Source organism: Dokdonia pacifica, assembly GCF_900188275.1.
Taxonomy (GTDB): domain Bacteria; phylum Bacteroidota; class Bacteroidia; order Flavobacteriales; family Flavobacteriaceae; genus Dokdonia; species Dokdonia pacifica.
Genome location: NZ_FZNY01000004.1, coordinates 432,980 through 452,596 on the forward strand (window position 1 = coordinate 432,980; position 19,617 = coordinate 452,596).

A 19,617-nucleotide genomic window follows, 5' to 3' on the forward strand; every position below is an offset into this window, starting at 1 on the left:
AATTAATTAAATTAAAAAAGTCGTTCAGTTTATTTTCTGCAAAGAAAGGAACTAAACGACTTTTTTGTATTATGAAAATGTTATTTACTCTTCTTCTTCGCTTGCTTCAGCTTCTACTTTTGCTGGTTCAGCTTTTGCTACAGGAGCTGGAGCTGCTGGTGCTGCTGGAGCAGGAGCTGCTTTTGCTGCTGGTTTCGCTTTTGCTTTTGGAGCAGGTGTGTCTTTTCCTTCAGCTTGAGCTTCTTTTCCAGCCTTGCGTTCTGCAAGACCTTCAATAACAGCGTCAGATACATATCCTACAATCTTATCGATAGATTTTGAAGCATCATCATTAGATGGTATAAGGTAATCAACTTGACGTGGGTCAGAGTTGGTATCTACCATCGCAAATATTGGAATGTTTAATTTTTGAGCTTCTTTAATCGCAATGTGCTCGCGCTTAATATCTACAACAAATAATGCACCTGGAAGACGTGTCATATCTGCAATAGATCCTAAGTTTTTGTCAAGCTTCTCACGAAGACGATTCATTTGTAGTTTTTCTTTCTTAGAAAGCGTATCAAAACGTCCATCAGCCTTCATACGGTCGATAGTTTGCATTTTCTTTACTGCTTTTCTAATAGTAACAAAGTTGGTAAGCATTCCACCAGGCCATCTTTCTGTGATGTAAGGCATGTTTGCTTTTGCAGCTTTGTCTGCTACGATATCTTTTGCTTGTTTTTTGGTAGCTACGAAAAGTATTTTTCTACCTGATGCTGCTATTTTTTTAAGAGCTTCTGAAGCTTCATCAATTTTTGCAGCTGTTTTGTATAAGTTAATGATGTGAATACCATTACGCTCCATATAGATATATGGTGCCATATTTGGATCCCATCTTCTTGTGAGGTGACCAAAGTGTACACCTGCATCAAGTAATTCTTTAACTTCTATGTTGTTTGCCATTTTTGTAATAGTTTACGTTCCGTTGGACTTAAATTAGCAACGCTGTACTTGACAGGGTTTAGATGCTAAACTAACCTTGATTCTTTATACGCTTTCGCGAAAGCGAACCAAGCAACGACAACATTTTTAATTTTCTTAATTCTGAGATTAATACACGATGTATTAACGCTTAGAGAACTGGAATTTCTTACGAGCTTTCTTCTGTCCGAATTTCTTACGCTCTACCATTCTTGGATCTCTTGTCAATAAACCTTCTGGTTTAAGGATGCTACGGTTTTCTGCATCAAGCTCACACATTGCTCTAGAAAGCGCAAGGCGAATTGCTTCTGCTTGACCTGTAATACCACCTCCGTATACGTTTACTTTAATATCAAAGTTCCCATCATTTTCAGTCATTACTAATGGTTGGTTTACTTTGTATTGTAACGTAGCGGTAGGGAAGTATGTAGCCATGTCTTTTTTGTTTACGGTAATGTTTCCTTTTCCTTCAGAAACATATACACGTGCTACAGCGGTCTTACGACGACCGATTTTGTGAATTACTTCCATTACTTAATTTCGTTAAGATTAATTGTTCTAGGCTTTTGTGCCTCTTGTCCGTGCTCTGATCCAGAGTACACTTTCAAATTGCGAAATAAAGCACTACCTAATTTGTTTTTAGGTAACATACCTTTTACTGCATTCTCAATGATGCGAGTAGGGTCTTTATCGAAGAGTTCTGTTGCTGTAAGACTACGCTGCCCACCAGGATATCCTGTGTGACGGATGTATGATTTGTCCGTCCATTTACTCCCTGTTAAGTTGATCTTTTCTGCATTGATAACAATAACGTTATCTCCACAATCAACGTGAGGGGTAAAGTCAGTTTTGTACTTACCGCGTAAAAACTTAGCTACGATAGATGACATACGACCTAGCGTCTGTCCGTCAGCGTCTATCAAAACCCACTCCTTACTTACGGTAGCTTTGTTTGCAGATACTGTTTTGTAACTTAATGTGTCCACACTAATTAATTTTAATTAAACATTCCAATTTTCCCGTGTAAAAACGGTCTGCAAAAGTACAATTAATTATTGATTACACAAATAGCCAAGTGGCAATATTTTATAGCGTTTTTTGAAGGGCAAATATAGGGTATATATATAGGACAAAATTTATAACAATTACTTCCCCTTTTTTCATTCGTTTTAAAAGAGGTATTTTTAGGTAAAAAATTCAAAATGAGTAAAGTAATTCTATGCCTGCTGGGGTGTCTTTTGTTCTTAAGTTGCAGTTCTGATAATGAGAATACAAATTCCCCATTGGCGGGACTGAACTATAGTATTTCTTCATTTCGCTTGGATACGCCTATGGACTTTAATGGTGATGGTCAGTTTTCTAATGATTTACTTATAGAAACTCCTTTGTTTTCTCCTTTATGGTTGGATGTTTTTAATGATTGCCTGTCTATTAATAGCCTACGTTTTGATGCAGGAGGGATTGCTTGTCCTTTTGGTGATTTGCTTTTAGAAGTAATGGAAGATGAAAATGAAGATCTTATACAAATTTCTATATGTGTTGTGTTAAGTTGTGAAGGGTATACAAGATATACAATTGTTGATGATCGGATTATATTTTCTTTTGGTAATGATATTGTTAAAGACGGGTTGTTTCTGGATGATACTATAATCATCACTTTTTCTGAAGAAGAAATCTCAACATTTGAATTTTTACAAAACGACGGGACAATTCTTACGTATAATGGCCCTGTTACTATCGAGTATACATTAGAATAACTAAATAATTGGGTTTGTTTTTTTGAAGTGATTCTCTGTTAAAAAAGTTAAGATATTCATAAAAAAAAGACAATAGTGTCACATCTATTATAGTTTGTAAGTCTATTAGGGCATCAAACTAATCATCAATTCATGCAATCAATCAATCAACGAGCAGTTATTCTATTTTTTGTTACGTGTGTTTTTGCTTTCGCGAAAGCGTACTCACAAACAGATTCTACCAAAACAACCACTGTAGTTCCCAAGCGCACCTATACTACAAATGCGTATACGGGAGAGGCGCCTACTATAGACGGAATTATAAATGAAGATGCATGGAATGCGGTAGAATGGGCAGGAGATTTTGTAGAAAATGAACCTGATGAAAATACAGCGCCCGCACAACAAACAAAGTTTAAAATCACCTATGATCAGAAGTATTTATATGTAGCTTGGAGAGCTTATGATACAGAACCTGATAAAATAGAACGCCGCATGGGACGTCGAGATGACTTTCCTGGAGATTGGGTAGAGATTAATATAGATAGCTATAATGATGACCGCTCTGGGTTTTCATTTACCATTTCTGCTTCTGGTGTAAAAGGGGATGAGTTTATCTCCAATAATGGAAATTTTGATGATAGTTGGAACCCTATCTGGTATGCCGCTAGTCATATAGATGAGGAGGGCTGGACCGCAGAGGCAAAAATACCTTTAAGTCAGCTTAAGTTTGGAAAAGCAGAAGAGCAAGTATGGGGGTTACAAATTAATAGGCTGTATTTTAGAAATCAAGAACGCGATGTATGGCAACGTGTGCCTCAAGATGCTAATGGATGGGTAAGTAATTTTGGAGAATTACGTGGTCTTAAAAATATAGAGCCTCAAAAACAATTGGAGATCCAACCCTTTCTGGTGAGCCAATATGATACGTTTGAAGCACAAGCAGGAAACCCCTTTAGAGATGGTGATGATTTTAGACTCAATGGTGGGATAGATGCAAAGATTGGAATTACAAATGACCTGACATTAGACCTCACTGTAAATCCAGATTTTGGACAAGTAGATGCAGACCCAGGAGCCATTGCGCTGGATGGATTTGAAATTTTCTTTCAAGAACGAAGACCCTTTTTTGTTGAGAATGCTAATATTTTTAGATTAGGATTGAATGGGAGTCAGGATAATTTGTTTTTCTCTAGACGTATAGGACGTAGTCCGCAAGGTTTTTCTACTGCCGATGGTAGTAAAGGGGAATTTGAAGATTTCCCTATTAATTCTACCATACTTGGAGCTGCAAAATTTAGTGGAAAAACAAAAGATGGATGGTCTATTGGAGCTTTGCAAAGTATTACAGCAAATGAGTTTGCAGAAATAGAACTAGATGATCGAGAAGAAGTAAGAGATCTTCTAGAACAAGAAGGAAATCTAGGAGAAAACAGAAAAGAACTTGTAGAACCTTTAACAAGCTATAGTGTGGTACGTTTACAGAAGGATCTTAATAATCGTAATTCTTTTGTAGGAGGGCTGGTTACTTATACAGATAGAACTTTAGATCAAAACCTGTCTTTTCTTCACGATAAAGCACTTACTGGAGGGATTGATGGACAGCATACCTGGCAAAATCGTAACTACTTTATAGATGGGAAATTTCTATTTAGTAATGTAAGAGGTTCTGCCGAATCTATTACTAGAACACAACAATCTATTAGGCATTTATTTAATAGAGTAGATGCAGATCATGTCGAGGTAGACCCTACTAGAACATCTCTTACGGGTACAGGTGGTCGTATTGCGATAGGAAAAGATGGAGGTGGTAACTGGAGATATGGGAATAGCTTTGCATGGAGATCGCCAGAATTAGAACTCAATGATATTGGATTTTTGAGACAAGCAGATGAGATACGCCAGAGTGCTTGGTTACGCTATTTGTTTTTGAAACCTACAAGCTGGTACCGCAGAGCACAAGTAAATTTTAATCAATTTACCACGTTTGATTTTGATGGGAATTACAATCGTATACAATATGATGTTCAAGGGAATATCAATTGGAAAAATAATTGGTTTACTGAAGTAGGCTTCGGTCATAAACCGCGTATTTTTATTAATACATTCTTAAGAGGAGGACCTCGCTGGAGATTTAGTGATGAGAATTTTAGTTTCTTATTTGCTGGAACAGATCAGCGTAAAAAGTTTTCGGCTGTTTTGGGTCACGTGTATTCTCAAGCGAGAGAAAATAACTTTCAGTTTAAGAGATATGTAGTACGTTTTAACTGGCAACCTTTAGATGCCTTAAGTCTTAATCTGGAAACAGAGTATGAAAAAAACCCTAATAAAACACAGTACGTATCTCAGCAAGCATATGCTCCTGCACAGTTTGGTGCGCGATATATTACGGGAGAAATAGATCAGGAAACATTAAGTACAACCTTACGTGTAAATTATAATATCAATCCTAATCTTACGATACAATATTATGCACAACCCTTTATAGCAAAAGGAACATATACTAATTTTAATTATGTAGCCAATAGTGAAGCAGAACGATTAAGTGATCGTGTAACATTATTTACAGATAATCAAATTGATTTTCAGAATGGGGCATATGTTGTAGATGAAGACGAAGATGGAACAGCTGACTATTCTTTTGGGGATCCTGATTTTAACTTTGTGCAATTTAGATCCAACTTAGTAATGCGTTGGGAATATATTCCTGGGTCAGAATTATTCTTGGTTTGGTCGCAAGGCATTGAAGGAAATAGTGCCTCTGATGCAAGCCTCTTTGAAGCAGCAGATCAACAAATATTAGGGCAACAAATTAGAAATACTTTCTTAGTCAAATGGACCTATAGATTTGTATTATAATATTCATACATATTTATCGTTCCTACTATTCAATTTAATTACTACTAACATACTATATCAATTTTATGAAAAACCTTTTTAAGTATTTAACAATTTCTCTTTTAGCATTTACTGTTTCATGTTCTAGTGATGATGACTCATCTAATGATACTATTCTTGTAGATGGAGAAACGTATCTTTTAACTTCCTTTGAAACAGAAACAAGTTTTGACCTTGATGGTGATGGAGACGCTTCTAATGACATTTTGGTAGAAACAGGATGTCTTCAAAATAATAGACTTATTTTTTCTACAGATAATACTGCTACTGCAATCAATGAAACTTTTCTAGATATTTATGTTTCTGAAGATACCTCTGGTAATTTATTACAACTTGTAGAGTGTGATATTGATAATGAAGCTATACCATTAACTTTTAGTCAAAATGGAAATACGGTAAATATCGTAGATAGTGGAGAAACGCTTTCCGGAATTGTGTCTGGGAATACGCTTGTTTTTACATTAAATGATGGGTTTGTGGGAGAGTTTTTAAATGAAGATGGATCAGAAGGCACTTTTGAATTAGAAGAAACCATAGTACTTACTTATACGAGACAATAAATAAGTATTCATATGTATATAAAAAAGCCCGAGATTAACTCTCGGGCTTTTTTTATGTGTTTACTATTCTTGTATACGCTTTCGCACTTCGACTGTGCCCAGTATAAACTTCTGCGTCACTACGTTCCTTGAAAGCGGACCAAGTATTAATGACTATCTCCTTCTTCTTTGGCTTTTAATAAGTTCTTTTGATACCTTCCTTGTACGATGTCTATAAGTACCAGTGTGATAATTACAAAGTAGAAAGTCGTTTTACTCATGTGGGTAACTGGGTTTCCGAAAAATGATAATTTTCCAATTTCTCCACCTTCAGAGAGTAACATAATCCCTACAATAAGAAGAATAAAAAGTCCGAGTACTTCATACATTCTGTTTTTCTGAAGGAAGTTTGATACTTTATCTGCCATAACAATCATTAAGATTCCTCCAGCTATAATAGCTATAGACATTAAGATCATCTGTGCTTTAAATTCCATGCCACTAGTAAGTGCCATAGCGCTCAAGATAGAATCAAATGAGAAGACAAGGTTCATAACAACAATCCAAAAAATTATTTTTCCTACAGAGGAGCGTTTTGCTTCCGTCGCTTCATGTTCTTTAATAAGCATCATATGCCAAATTTCTTTGATTGCTGTATAGATAATAAAGATCCCTCCAGCCAGAACAATAATACTGTGTACATTAAAAGAGAATTCAATAATATTATTGCCTTGTACAGTGATGAAAGGGTCTTGGAAATATTGTATGACAGACATCAATACAAAAAGTAATATAATACGTAATACAATTGCCATTCCTACACCGAGTCTACGTACATAGCTTTGCTTTTCGGCAGGTGCTTTTTTAGACTCTAGTGAGATGTATAAGAGATTGTCAAATCCTAATACAACTTGTAAAAGAACGAGCATTAATAAAGTGAATAAACTGTCTAGGGTAAAAAGACCTTCCATGATGGGTTAGTTGATTTTAGATTGTTAAGATGATGTGTAAATATAAATAATTGAGTACGTATTCAGATAATATCATTTAAAAATATGTGTACTGCTATTTCTACTAGTCTTGATATCATGTAAATGTTACACAATTACATTGTATTCTTTCAAGTGTATATAGAAAATAGAGTAATATTCTAATTTAGAGTAATACGCTATTTTTATACCTCCCTCAATCCCTACTTTCTAGGAGGGAAGTGTTTATATTTTGTGTTTTAGTATTTCAAATGTATTTAGAGAAGAGTTTTCCCTCCTAAGAAGGAGGGCTAGGGAGGTGTGACTTTTGAGAAAGTAAAAACCTTAGTCATCTCGATCCTTCGACTTCGCTCGGGATAAACTTTTAGGAGAGATCACACAAGTAGCTCAAGTATAATTTGTGAATACTGTTATGCGATTTCTCGTCACTCGTACCTCGTTCTGTCGAAATGACGCTAGTATACATTTTCGCGAAAGCGGTGACTTCGATACAATTTTAGCTATACACGATGTTTCTATCTAACATCACTCAGTCATCTATATCTAGTCTATTTTCTTTTTTCTATATTCTATGATCTCTTTTCTGAAAAATTAATGTGCTTCTAGGTATATGTGTAACGGAAAGTTTTTAAAAAATCAAAAAGGAAAAGTTCTGATTTTTTAAAAAACGACCACCTAGATTAGAATTTTACAATACTTCGTCGTTCGTACCTCCAACTTCGTACTTCCTTAATGTGCTTCTAGCCAGTTATGACCCAATCCTACTTCTACGTCTAAGGGAACATTCATTTTAAATGCATTTTCCATTTCAGTTTTGATAAGGGTTTTCATTGTTTCTAACTCTTCATTAGGAACATCAAACACCAATTCATCATGCACCTGAAGTAGCATTTTGGTTTGGTAGTCGCTGTTTTCAAGTTTCTCATAAATATTGATCATGGCAAGCTTAATAATATCGGCAGCACTTCCTTGTATGGGAGCATTTACCGCATTACGCTCGGCAGCGCCACGTACAATGGCATTTCCAGAATTGATATTTTTTAAATAACGACGTCTGTCTAATACGGTTTTTACATACCCATTATCACGTGCAAAATCTACTTGCTCACTCATGTAATTGCGAAGCTTTGGATAGGTTTTGTAATAGGTGTCTATCAATTCTTTAGCCTCTGATCGTGAAAGATCTGTCTGATTACTTAATCCAAATGCAGATACCCCATAAATGATTCCGAAGTTCACTGTTTTGGCATTGCTACGTTGCTCACGCGTTACTTCATCTAGAGGTACATTAAATACTTTGGCAGCGGTAGAGGCATGAATATCTTCTCCGTCTTGAAATGCTTTGATCATCGTTTCCTCTTCACTTAAAGCAGCGATAATACGTAACTCTATTTGAGAGTAATCGGCAGCGAGTAAGGTGTGGTTTTCATTACGCGGAATAAATGCTTTACGCACTTCACGGCCACGTTCTGTACGAATCGGAATATTTTGAAGATTTGGATTGTTAGAACTTAAACGCCCTGTAGCTGCTACCGTTTGCATATAATCGGTATGCACACGATGATCTATTCCTACCTGTGTTGGCAAGGCATCTACATAGGTAGATTTTAGTTTAGTAAGTCCTCTATAATCTAATATCTTCTGGATGATTTCATGATCTTTTGCTAGATAAGAAAGTACATCTTCTGCTGTAGAATACTGACCTGTTTTGGTCTTTTTAGGTTTGTCTACCAGCTTCATTTTATCAAAAAGGATTTCTCCTAATTGTTTTGGTGATCCGATATTAAATTCTTCACCAGCTTCAGCATAAATCTCTGAGGTGAGACGTGTGATATCTGCTTCTAGTTCTTCAGAAAGTTTCTCTAGAAAGTCAACATTTAGATTGATCCCTTCCAATTCCATAGCGGCCAGCACACGTAGTAATGGAATCTCAATGTCATCAAATAATTTCCTTGTTCCTGCTTCGTCTAGCTCTTTTTCAAAATGCTTTTTAAGCTGTAATGTAATATCTGCATCTTCTACGGCATATTCTGTTTGCTGATCTAATGGGACCTGACGCATAGAAAGCTGATTCTTTCCTTTTTTTCCAATCAGTTCTGTAATAGATACAGGTGTATAATTGAGATAGGTTTCTGCAAGCACATCCATGTTGTGTCTCATGTCAGGATTGATGAGGTAATGTGCGAGCATGGTATCAAAGAGTTTTCCTTTTACAGTAACTCCATACTTGGCAAGTACTTTAAGATCGTATTTTAGGTTTTGCCCTATTTTTTCAATGCTTTCAGCTTCAAAAAATGGAAGTATTTCTTGAATCAATTCTTTTACTTGTTCCTGATCTTCTGGAAAGGGAATGTAAAAACCTTTTCCCACTTCCCAAGAAAATGCAATCCCTACTAGCTCAGCTGTAAGTGGATCAAGACCCGTTGTTTCGGTATCAAAACAAACGGAAGTTTGCCCCATAAGGCTATTCATAAATAGCTTTCGCGAAAGCGGACTATCCACACTTTGATATACATGTGGTGTATCTTTGATTGTTTTTCTGGTAGATCCAGCTTGCATACTGTCTGTAATGGCCTCACTATCTCCTCCAAAAAGAGAAAACTGTCCTTCACCTGCGGCAGGTTTTGGCGCTTGTTTTTTGGTGGCTGTAGTCGTGGTAGGTGGTGGTGCTTCTCCAGAAAATATTTTTACGAACTGATCTTTCATACGTCTGAATTCCAGTTCGTCAAATTTCTTACCTACGGCTTCAGCATCTGGTTCAGAGAGTTCATAATCTGATGCGTCAAAGGTTACATCACAATCTAGCATAATAGTAGCTAGTTGTTTTGAAAGTAATCCAAGCTCAGCATTTGCCTCGACTTTTTCTTTCATCTTCCCTTTAAGCTGATCTGTATTTTCAAGTAACCCTTCCATAGAGCCATATGCGGCAATAAACTTTTTAGCCGTTTTATCACCTACACCAGGTAAGCCAGGAATATTATCACTAGCATCTCCCATCATTCCTAAGTAGTCAATGACTTGTTCTGGACGTTCTACCTCAAAACGTTTTTGTACTTCTGGAATTCCCCAGATTTCAATACCATTCCCCATTCGGGCAGGTTTGTACATAAATATATTTTCAGATACTAGCTGTGCATAATCTTTATCTGGTGTAACCATATACACTTTGTATCCTTCTTTTTCGGCTTGTTTTGATAAGGTTCCTATAAGATCATCTGCTTCTACACCTTCACGTTCTACAATAGGAATGTGCATGGCTTTTAAAATTTCCTTAATATGAGGAACGGCTATTTTTATAGCTTCAGGAGTTTCGTCACGATTTGCTTTATACTCGGGGAAGGCTTCAACGCGAGCGCTACTACCTCCTTTGTCAAAGGCAACGGCCAGATGATCAGGGCGTTCTCTTCGTATAACGTCAAAAAGACTATTTGTAAATCCCATAATGGCGCTTACATCCATTCCAGAACTGGTGATTCTAGGGTTCTTTATAAGTGCGTAATAACCTCTAAATATGAGTGCAAAGGCATCGAGTAAAAAAAGTCTTTTTTGTGTGTTTTCTTCAGTATTGGTCACTTGGAAGGAATTTTTATACGCTTTCGCGAAAGCGTAATTATGCTACATCCAAATGTAAGAAGATGAGGGCAGAAATTATAGTGGTGTTAATAAGTAGTTATTCTATTTATAACAGTGCTGGTATTAAGCGCTCTTATTCTTGACTTTCAGCAAATCGTTTAAAGTTTTCCATCCATTTATACGCTTGTTTCTTAAATAAAGATGGGAATAAAAGCATCATGAGTTTTGGCATAATCCAACTTACTCTGGTGTATTCGCCTTCAGTTTTGTATTCAGTTTGGGTGTCATTTATAGGGATGAAAGAAGTCTTTAATGTATTATCCATATGCATATGATGGTAGGTTGCTTCAATGGAATGGGGTAGTTGGTTATCAACAATAGTTTCTGTTAATTCCATTTTTCTTTTTCCTTGTGCCAAGTAGATTTTAGAAATGGCTCCATTTTCTCCTTCGGTACCTTTTGTAAGTTCTTTTTTTTGAAAGCCTTCTTGCCATTCTTTTAGATTATTTGTGTCGGCAAATAATGCGGCTAGTTTTTCATAAGGTTGATCAATAATAATAGTTCCTCCAAATTTCATAAGATTTCATTTTAAGAGTGATACAATGCCATGTAATGGATATGTAACCTATTTGTTTTTTGATATTTGGGCGTGTCCTTCATCCTGAAAAAGTTCAGGAATCAGGTCGGGCTTTTCTTTGCAATTCCTCGCCTTCCCTTAAGGTCAGGCTGTGGGATTTTCATTGCAATCCCTCACGCAAAATAGTGGTGTTCAAAAATATGATAGATTACATATCCATCTGAAAGTAGTAATTATTTTTTAATTAATTGTCCGCTATATAGTTGTTTTGAATCATTGCTGATAGTGTATATATAGTTTCCTGTTGCCATTTCTGAAATATCAATAGATTGTTTAAGGGTTGTATTTTCTGGCGAGATGTCTCGTATGTCCATTACAACCTTTCCTACCATGTCAATGATTTTAATGGTGATATTATTTGTGTTTATAGGGAGTTCTGTTTCGATAGTAAATACATCTGTTACTGGGTTAGGATATGTTTTTACTTGGTTGATGCCTAAATCAGTGTCATTTACAGATAAAGTAATATCAATTTGTCTCAATATTTGAGGATTGATAACCGCGCCATCTAATGGAACTGCGCAGTTTACAAAAATGGTCGTTCCGTCATCAGATACGGCAATACCATTTGGGGTAGAAAAGGTAGCAGTTTCTCCTGCTCCGTCATCATTACCACGAACACCCGTTCCTGCGAGGTCAGTCATAACAGGATTATCTATGTTTAGGTAAAAAATTTGATGCCCACCATAACTGGCTATATAAAGGTTTCTTGTATTTGGGTCATAATCTATATGTCCATTTCCTGAAAAAGTTTCTCCTATTTTAGTGATGGTGCCATCTGGTGTGATCTTTATAATATCTGGATTGGCAAAGTTAGAGACATATAGGTTGTCATCTTCATCTACAGTGATTCCATTTGGACATGTAAACATATCTCCCGATGCAAATTGGGTAGAGGTTCCATCTGGGGTTACTTTACGTATGGTATTATTTCCACAATTACAGACGTAAAAGTTGTCGTTACTATCAAAAACAATCCCAACGGGCGCAACAATACCTGTAGCGGTAACTAATATTCGTTCACCATCTACGATCTTGTAAATAGCACTAGCTCTTATGTCAGATTGATATAAGGTACCTTCACTATCAAAGTCATTACCAGATGCTCCAATAAAATCGGTTGCATATACGGTTAGATTTAAATCTGTGTCTAATTGTAATATATTATTTGGAATACCATCAGGATCTGCCATTCCTAAAAAATCTCCAAAGTCTGCAATAAAAAGGTTTCCTTCAGAGTCTATAGAGATCCCACCACTTCCACTAAATTCAGAAGTAATTGTTGTGACGACTACTTCATTTTGTGCATATATCCATAGTGTAGTCATACAAAGTAGCGTACATAATAATTTTTTCATGATTTTACGGTTTTAAAGTTTATAGAGGCTAAGGAAGATCAAATGCGAGCATACCTTGTAATTGCTTATAAACATTAACAAGCGTACATGTAAGGTTTTATAGGTGTTTACGCGCTTTTTGGAGTACTAATTTTTAGTTCTGTACGATGTCGGAGTTGTGCCCGTATGCTTTTTGAAAGCTTTGTAAAAAGAAACTCGATTATTGAAGCCTGAAGAAAAAATAATATCAGTGATGGTTAGATCTTGATTGTTTGTAAGTAATTGTTTTGCCTCTTCAATTCTGTAGCTATTTACAAAATCAAAGAAACTAGCGTCAAAGTATTCATTAATGATTTGAGAAGTGTGATGTCTAGAAAGGTTTAGTTCTTGTGCTACATCATTTAAGCGTAATTCTGTATTCAAATAGGGTTTGTTATTTTCAAAGTAATGGGCAAGTGTTTTTTTGAGTTCCAGCGCATGGTTTTCGGTAAGACCGGTTTTTTGGTATTTTTTAAAAGGAAGTACTTGATCTATAGATAATCCTTCAAAAATCTCTGGTTGCTTGAATCCAAAATAAGAAATCGATGCAATAAAAAATATAATCACATACATAATTATATAATCATGTTGTGTGTCTATAACACCTAGATAGGATAAGATATAATAAGAAAGCATCGCTATTACATAACAAGCAAAAGAGCCTAAGGTCCAATAAAACCATTGTTTTTTGTTATATCCTACATGAATATTTTTAAATGACAGATAGGTGTATATAGTGTAGAAAATCATGGTGCCTGCACAAAGGGGAAGTATAAAATCTGTATAACGGATGTATTGTCCAACAAGTTGATTTTTTAACACCTCTAATTTTTCTATAGATGAGAGCTTGTAAATGGGTAGGTATAACCAAATAATACAAATGGTGGGAATAAGATGTATAAGGTCGCTAATCTGTAATTTTTTCTTTCTTATCACTTTCCTTGCATAAATGTACATAAGTGGAGGATACAGTGTCCATATAATGGCTAGCAATCCATAAAACATAATATATTCTAATTGATATAAAAGTGTAGACCAATACAGTACATTATAGGTTAGGTTGCAAGCAAATAAGACAAGAAATAAGCTTAGTATTCTATTAGAAAAAGAATCTCCCTTTTTTCGAAAGAAGAAAAAAACAGCAACTGCTAATGCTTGAAATGCAAAAAAAAGAAAAAATAATTCCCAAATATTTAGCATATAGATAGGTGTTTAATTACTGCAGACCTGCTAAACAAAATACGCATTTTTATAGAATATTAATGTTTCTGATGGTTGACTAAATAAATAAAGCCAGGTAAGATGCTATGAGTAAAGAAACCGCTCGAGATTAATATAAGTATCCTTGAATATTTAGAACACTCGCGACCCCAATTGATTTGGGATAAGTAAATAAAATAACGGTTTGTTGAGTTATATAAATAAAGAAAGCCAGGTAAGATGCTATGAGTAAAGAAACCGCTCGAGATTAATATAAGTATCCTTGAATATTTAGAACACTCGCGACCCCAATTGATTTGGGATAAGTAAATAAAATAACAGTTCGTTGAGTTATATAAATAAAGAAAGCCAAGCAAGATATTATGAGTAAAGAAACCGCTCGATAATGATATAAGTATCCTTGAATATTTAGAACACTCGCGACCCCAATTGATTTGGGGGAGTAAATAAAATAACGGTTTGTTGAGTTATATAAATAAAGAAAGCCAAGCAAGATGCTTGGCTTTCACCCCAAATCATAATTGATTATTTAAAAGTCAATTACAACAGTCTTAAATGTCTTTTGCCACAAGGGCGTCTGCAAATATAATAGAAAATTATAAAATACTCATTATTAGAGCTTGATTATCTTTAGTTACGTGTTATTTATAGTATAACGACGGTTTTTCAGTAATCGTATTTTGTTAAAATAATTTTTTACTTGTTAATAGTTAAACAGCTGATATTCAATTAATTATAATTTTTAAATTATTTTAAAAATACAATTATTAAGTTTTATTTTTATTTTCAGATTTTTTTTAACGAAGAGCTAAAATACAAGTTTTTAAATGGTTACTGTCGCATATTTGTGCTTTTAATTTTAAATTATGAGTTGATAAAGCACTTTTGTGGACAAAATTTCCTTACAACGATTATTATGGTAATTTAATCTGAGTATTTTTTACCGAAAGTGTATAGTGTTAAAAATTAAATTATTTGCAATTCACTTAAAATTTAGGCCTTATTATAATAATCTGAGATGATATTTTCTGACTTTCCGTCTTGATATTTCATCATTGTAAAACCTGGATGTATGGCATAATTTCCAGTTTCTCCATTTTTATTCATGGCAATATAGGCTACTTGAAAATCTTTATAGCGGTCACCTCTTTTAACAATACGATGTATAGCTTCTTCGCATGCTTTTTGGGGAGACATGCCATTACGCATTAGCTCTACAACTAGGAAACTTCCAACAGTTTTTAAAACTTCTTCACCCATACCTGTAGCTACGGCTGCGCCCACTTCATTATCTACAAAAAGACCAGAACCAATAATGGGGGAGTCTCCTACGCGTCCTTTCATTTTATAACCCAATCCTGAAGTGGTACATACACCTGCGATTTCACCAGAAGCATCCATGGCGAGCATGCCTATAGTGTCATGATTTTCTACATTGATAGCTGGTTGGTAATCACTAGTTTTTAACCATTCTTTCCATGCTTTTTCAGAAGCAGGTGTGAGTAATTTTTCTTTTTTAAATCCTTGACTATATGCAAATTCTTCTGCGCCTTTACTAGCCATGATTACATGTGGAGTTTCCTCCATGACTTTGCGAGCTAGTGCTGCAACATGAACAATATTTTCTACTGCTAGTACAGCACCATAATCACCATCAGGAGACATTACACAAGCATCTAATGTAACATTACCTTCTCTATCTGGTGTCGCACCTATTCCGACAGTAGTATTTTTTTCATTGGCTTCTTCTACAGCAACACCTTCTATAATAGCATCTAGTGCGGGTTTTCCTTGTGCTAGTAATTCACCAGAAGCAGTGTTTGCACTTTCTGTATTCCACGTGCTTATTGAAATATAATTTGGTTTTGAAGAAGAAGCTATGATCTTCTCTTCAGTATCTTGAGTTTTATTTTCGACTTCTTTACAACTTATTCCTGCTACTCCTGCAGCAATTCCTGCACTCGTTAGTGCCGTGTTTTGTATGAATTTCCTTCTATTCATGTCGTTATGATCTGTTTAGCTTTTGTGTTTTGATTGATTTAGTAGAAGTTTCACTTTCGTGAAAACGTACCATGTATGTTTAAATGACTGCTTCAAGATACTACTTTATTCCTTTTAATTTTTTTAGAAATCCAATGAAATATAAATACATACCCTATAAATATTGCTAGCTTTAAAATAAGATGAAGAGGCCAGTAAGGAACTGTGTTTAGAATACCTCCTAAGTCAATATCTGACCATTTTAAGGGTAAGTAATCTCTGTGTATCGATGTAATTAGAATGATATATTGCTCTAAAGTAATTAAGAAAAATGGGATTGAGATGAGTCTTATTAAAATATTTTTGCGAACTAATTTAAAGCGAAAAGGTTGTGTGATAAATAACCAAGAAAACATCATGAGCCAATATGCCCACGCATAAGGCCCCGTCGCTCTGTTGGTAATTGCATACTCATTATTTGAATCTCCTATAACTAGAAAAAGATATACATAGGATAGAAGGATACTAACTGTGTATACTATTCCAGAAAATATAATAAAACGACAAGCTGCTTCATCAATTTTTGAGACAGTATCTTTTATTTTTGGAATAAAACGCCCTATTAATAGTGGAATAGTTAGTAAACCAAAAGAAATGAAAATATCAGTTCTGAAGAATTCTAATATTACACCAAAAACTTCCATTACTGTATAGCAATTTCATCTACAAATATCCAGCTGCGGCCTTCGTATGGATGTCCTTTATGCCATGTAGGAACAGGTCCTAGTGTTTTGGCAATGAGTTTTACATAGCGAATATTTGATCGTTTTTCTTGTCCTTTAATCGTTTTGATAGCCACCTTGTCTGTTGGAGTAGGAGTTGCTATTTTTTGACTTTTATAGGATTGGAAGTTTTTACCATCTGATGAGACCAGTAACTCAACTTCAGTAGGGAAGAAAATCCAACTCCCTTGATCTTCTAAGAAATGGGTTTCTATAGATGTGATATTTTGATTTTTTCCTAAGTCAACTGTTGCAATAACATCCCTGTCATGATATCCTTGCCAAGTACCTGTTCGGAAGTTAGCGGTTCCTCGTATACCATCGATAAGTGCATCATTTCCTCCTGCATTGTATGCATTTGCATACTCGGCATCTAGTTGTATAGATAGATTTTCGTCTATTTTATAAAATTCGGTTTTGATCGTGACACTTTTTTGTCCTTCTTTTTCTGAATAAGTATAAAGAGTAGTGGGTTCTGTAATGGTAATAGGTCCCTCATACTTTAGGAAATCACCTTCAGAAGTACTATAGTAAATCGTTGTTTCTTCTTCTCCGGTACCTAATACAATTTCTGTTTGTTTTTTAAAGGCAATATCACCTTTGGCAATAAACGGAACAGGTACGATAAGTGATTCTTTAATTTCAGTACTTGGAATATGTGCATTATCTGTCGCCCAATTAGAAGGTTGAGCGCTCATTTCAAAAATTAAAGTTCCCCCTTTTGTAATATCATCATGTGTAATGTAAGAGTAGGGGTGTGATACTCCATTTAATTTCGCGGAAGCGATATAGATATTTTCATCAGAAAGATTGTTTGCTTGAACTGTAAATATGTTTCCGTTTTCAAGATGGATAGATGCTTTATCAAATAATGGTGCTCCAATAATATATTGATTACTACCTGGTGTTACGGCATAAAAGCCCATACTACTTAACACATACCAAGCACTCATTTGACCACAATCTTCATTTCCAGAGACGCCATCTGGTTCGTTTTTATATAATGTGGTTAAAATCTCGCGTACCTTTTCTTGTGTTTTATGAGGCTTGTTTATGAAGTTGTATAGATACGCCATATGATGGCTAGGTTCATTACCGTGGGCATATTGTCCTATAAGCCCCGTGATATCTGCCTGATCACGTCCAGATGTTTGTGACTCTGCGGTAAATAGCTCATCCAGTTGTGTCTCTAATGCTTTTTTACCCCCTATTAACTTCGTAAATCCAGTAATATCTTGAGGAACATAAAAGCTATATTGCCAAGCATTTGCTTCTGTGTAATTGAAATTCACTTCAAATGGATCAAAAGGAGAAAACCAAGTATTACGTACACGACCGCGCATAAATTTACTACTAGGATCAAACGTGTTTTTATAATACTGAGCTCTTTCTATAAAAGTGTTATAGGTAGTCATATCTCCTTTAGATTTTGCCATTTGAGCAATCGTCCAGTCATCATAAGCATACTCTAATGTTTTAGATACCGATTCAGATTCTTCTTCTACAGGAATGTATCCAAATTCTTTATAGGCTTCAAGCCCCAAATGATCTCTTGTTGCACTATGGAGCATCGCTTCAAATGCTTTGTCTGTATCGTACCCACGTATACCTTTCATATAGGCATCTGCAATCACAGGAACGCCATGATATCCAATCATACACCCTGTGTAATTTGCAGAGAGATCCCACATAGGTAGAATACCTCCCTCGTCATATTTGGCGAGGAATGTATTTATAAAATCATTGGTACGATTTTCTTCAATAATCGTGTATAGTGGGTGTGCGGCTCTATAAGTATCCCATAATGAGAATACAGTATAATAATCAAAATCTGTAGTTTGGTGAATTTCTTGATCTATACCGCGATATCTCCCGTCGATATCTTGATAGATATTAGGAGCAATCATGGTGTGGTATAAAGCACTGTAAAAATTTGTTTTATTATCCAAATGCGAATCTTCAATCACAATTTTAGAAAGCTGTTTTTCCCAAGTGTCTTTTGCTTCTTGTTTGATTTGATCAAAGGTTTTAGAACCAATTTCTGTATCTAGATTTTTCTTTGCCCCAGCTTCATCTACAGCCGATATGCCTACAGAAACATAAATAGGTTCATTGTTTGGGTTGTCAAACTGTAGTGCTAGTTTTGTGGGAGTGTCTGGATGATTTGGTGTGGTTTTAAATGGATGTGATGTTTTTAAGTAGTAATATAATTTTTGTTCTTTAGCCCATGATTCAGAAAATCTATGTCCGCTTATTTCAGTATCAGAAAGGATATTGATACTGCCATCTAATAAGATGTCTCTATGTTCAATATCTAAGATGATGTATTGATTATTCGCTTTCGCGAAAGCGTATTTATGCATCCCTGCTCTTTGTGTCACTGTAAGGGCAACATCAATATTTGTACTATCTAAATGTACCTCATAATAACCAGGACTTGCTTTTTCTTTGTCATGTGAAAATGGAGCGCGATAACCAGGTTTTCCATCAGCGCCATTATGGAAATTTACAGACGTTGTAGGCATTAATAAAATATCGCCATAATCTAAAATTCCTGTGCCACTTAAATGCGTATGACTAAATCCATAGATATACATATCGTCATAATGATATCCAGAACAGCCATCCCAGCCTTCTAACCTAGTATCGGGGCTTAATTGCATCATTCCAAAAGGCATTGTGGCTCCAGGATAGGTATGTCCGTGACCACCTGTCCCAATAAATGTGTTCACATAGCTAGTTAATGGTTGTGATACCGTGGCTATAGAAATGGTGTCTTTTTTACAACTAAAACAAATACAAATAAATGAGAAAAGTAGGATTTTGAAACGCATATAAATAAAATTTAAAGTCAGAAAGATACAGAAAAGATTAGGCTTTTATAAACACTTTACATGATGTGTTTAAAACTATGCTTTGAGATACA

14 protein-coding genes are annotated in these 19,617 nt (G+C 35.3%); 3 read left to right on the plus strand and 11 right to left on the minus strand.

Annotated elements, in window-relative coordinates:
• Positions 1-84 precede the first annotated feature (84 nt).
• The 3 genes from rpsB to rplM all read right to left on the minus strand — a co-directional run bounded on the left by rpsB (position 85) and on the right by rplM (position 1,946).
• Positions 85-942, minus strand: a complete 858-nt coding sequence (rpsB, locus tag CHB80_RS14270) for a 30S ribosomal protein S2 (RefSeq protein WP_089372164.1) — start codon at positions 940-942, stop codon at positions 85-87.
• A 162-nt stretch (positions 943-1,104) separates the two neighbouring features.
• Entirely contained in the window at positions 1,105-1,491 is a 387-nt protein-coding gene (gene rpsI / locus CHB80_RS14275; protein ID WP_089372165.1) for a 30S ribosomal protein S9, read from the minus strand.
• A complete protein-coding gene (rplM, locus tag CHB80_RS14280; RefSeq protein ID WP_089372166.1) occupies positions 1,491-1,946 on the minus strand; it encodes a 50S ribosomal protein L13 in 456 nt (151 codons plus the stop codon). Before rplM ends, rpsI begins: the two co-directional genes overlap by 1 nt.
• Before the next feature lie 216 nt (positions 1,947-2,162).
• Between rplM and CHB80_RS14285 the strand changes: the two genes are divergently transcribed.
• From CHB80_RS14285 to CHB80_RS14295, 3 genes are all read left to right on the plus strand, one after another.
• A complete protein-coding gene (locus CHB80_RS14285) occupies positions 2,163-2,717 on the plus strand; it encodes a hypothetical protein (RefSeq protein WP_143337145.1) in 555 nt (184 codons plus the stop codon).
• Positions 2,718-2,849: 132 nt separating this feature from the next.
• Complete coding sequence (locus tag CHB80_RS14290) at positions 2,850-5,555, plus strand: DUF5916 domain-containing protein (protein WP_089372168.1); 2,706 nt, start codon at positions 2,850-2,852, stop codon at positions 5,553-5,555.
• Between the two features lie 65 nt (positions 5,556-5,620).
• On the plus strand, positions 5,621-6,154 hold the full coding sequence (locus CHB80_RS14295; protein WP_089372169.1) for a hypothetical protein: 534 nt from the start codon (positions 5,621-5,623) through the stop codon (positions 6,152-6,154).
• 146 nt (positions 6,155-6,300) lie between these two features.
• Here the strand turns inward: CHB80_RS14295 and CHB80_RS14300 are convergent, their stop codons facing one another.
• The 8 genes from CHB80_RS14300 to CHB80_RS14335 all read right to left on the minus strand — a co-directional run bounded on the left by CHB80_RS14300 (position 6,301) and on the right by CHB80_RS14335 (position 19,525).
• A complete protein-coding gene (locus tag CHB80_RS14300; RefSeq protein WP_089372170.1) occupies positions 6,301-7,104 on the minus strand; it encodes a TerC family protein in 804 nt (267 codons plus the stop codon).
• A gap of 747 nt (positions 7,105-7,851) precedes the next feature.
• Positions 7,852-10,695, minus strand: coding sequence for a DNA polymerase I (gene polA, locus CHB80_RS14305; protein ID WP_089372171.1), 2,844 nt, complete (start codon positions 10,693-10,695; stop codon positions 7,852-7,854).
• 133 nt (positions 10,696-10,828) lie between these two features.
• A complete protein-coding gene (locus CHB80_RS14310) occupies positions 10,829-11,272 on the minus strand; it encodes an SRPBCC family protein (protein ID WP_089372172.1) in 444 nt (147 codons plus the stop codon).
• A 233-nt stretch (positions 11,273-11,505) separates the two neighbouring features.
• Positions 11,506-12,690: a T9SS type A sorting domain-containing protein gene (locus CHB80_RS14315; RefSeq protein WP_089372173.1), complete on the minus strand. Its 1,185-nt coding sequence runs from the start codon at positions 12,688-12,690 to the stop codon at positions 11,506-11,508.
• A gap of 126 nt (positions 12,691-12,816) precedes the next feature.
• Positions 12,817-13,908: an AraC family transcriptional regulator gene (locus CHB80_RS14320; protein ID WP_089372174.1), complete on the minus strand. Its 1,092-nt coding sequence runs from the start codon at positions 13,906-13,908 to the stop codon at positions 12,817-12,819.
• Between the two features lie 1,014 nt (positions 13,909-14,922).
• On the minus strand, positions 14,923-15,930 hold the full coding sequence (locus tag CHB80_RS14325) for an isoaspartyl peptidase/L-asparaginase family protein (protein ID WP_089372175.1): 1,008 nt from the start codon (positions 15,928-15,930) through the stop codon (positions 14,923-14,925).
• Between the two features lie 92 nt (positions 15,931-16,022).
• Positions 16,023-16,613 (minus strand): hypothetical protein, encoded by a 591-nt coding sequence (locus tag CHB80_RS14330; protein WP_089372176.1) that lies wholly within the window; start codon positions 16,611-16,613, stop codon positions 16,023-16,025.
• Positions 16,613-19,525: a GH92 family glycosyl hydrolase gene (locus CHB80_RS14335; RefSeq protein ID WP_089372177.1), complete on the minus strand. Its 2,913-nt coding sequence runs from the start codon at positions 19,523-19,525 to the stop codon at positions 16,613-16,615. The genes CHB80_RS14330 and CHB80_RS14335 overlap by 1 nt, the downstream gene beginning before the upstream one ends.
• Positions 19,526-19,617: the final 92 nt, after the last annotated feature.

Coding starts and splice junctions, on each gene's coding strand:
- CHB80_RS14290 (WP_089372168.1), top strand. CDS start 2,850: ATGCAATCAATCAATCAACGAGCAGTTATTCTATTTTTTGTTACGTGT.
- rpsB (WP_089372164.1), bottom strand. CDS start 942: ATGGCAAACAACATAGAAGTTAAAGAATTACTTGATGCAGGTGTACAC.
- CHB80_RS14295 (WP_089372169.1), top strand. CDS start 5,621: ATGAAAAACCTTTTTAAGTATTTAACAATTTCTCTTTTAGCATTTACT.
- CHB80_RS14285 (WP_143337145.1), top strand. CDS start 2,163: ATGAGTAAAGTAATTCTATGCCTGCTGGGGTGTCTTTTGTTCTTAAGT.
- CHB80_RS14300 (WP_089372170.1), bottom strand. CDS start 7,104: ATGGAAGGTCTTTTTACCCTAGACAGTTTATTCACTTTATTAATGCTC.
- CHB80_RS14325 (WP_089372175.1), bottom strand. CDS start 15,930: ATGAATAGAAGGAAATTCATACAAAACACGGCACTAACGAGTGCAGGA.
- rpsI (WP_089372165.1), bottom strand. CDS start 1,491: ATGGAAGTAATTCACAAAATCGGTCGTCGTAAGACCGCTGTAGCACGT.
- CHB80_RS14315 (WP_089372173.1), bottom strand. CDS start 12,690: ATGAAAAAATTATTATGTACGCTACTTTGTATGACTACACTATGGATA.
- CHB80_RS14335 (WP_089372177.1), bottom strand. CDS start 19,525: ATGCGTTTCAAAATCCTACTTTTCTCATTTATTTGTATTTGTTTTAGT.
- CHB80_RS14320 (WP_089372174.1), bottom strand. CDS start 13,908: ATGCTAAATATTTGGGAATTATTTTTTCTTTTTTTTGCATTTCAAGCA.
- CHB80_RS14310 (WP_089372172.1), bottom strand. CDS start 11,272: ATGAAATTTGGAGGAACTATTATTATTGATCAACCTTATGAAAAACTA.
- CHB80_RS14330 (WP_089372176.1), bottom strand. CDS start 16,613: ATGGAAGTTTTTGGTGTAATATTAGAATTCTTCAGAACTGATATTTTC.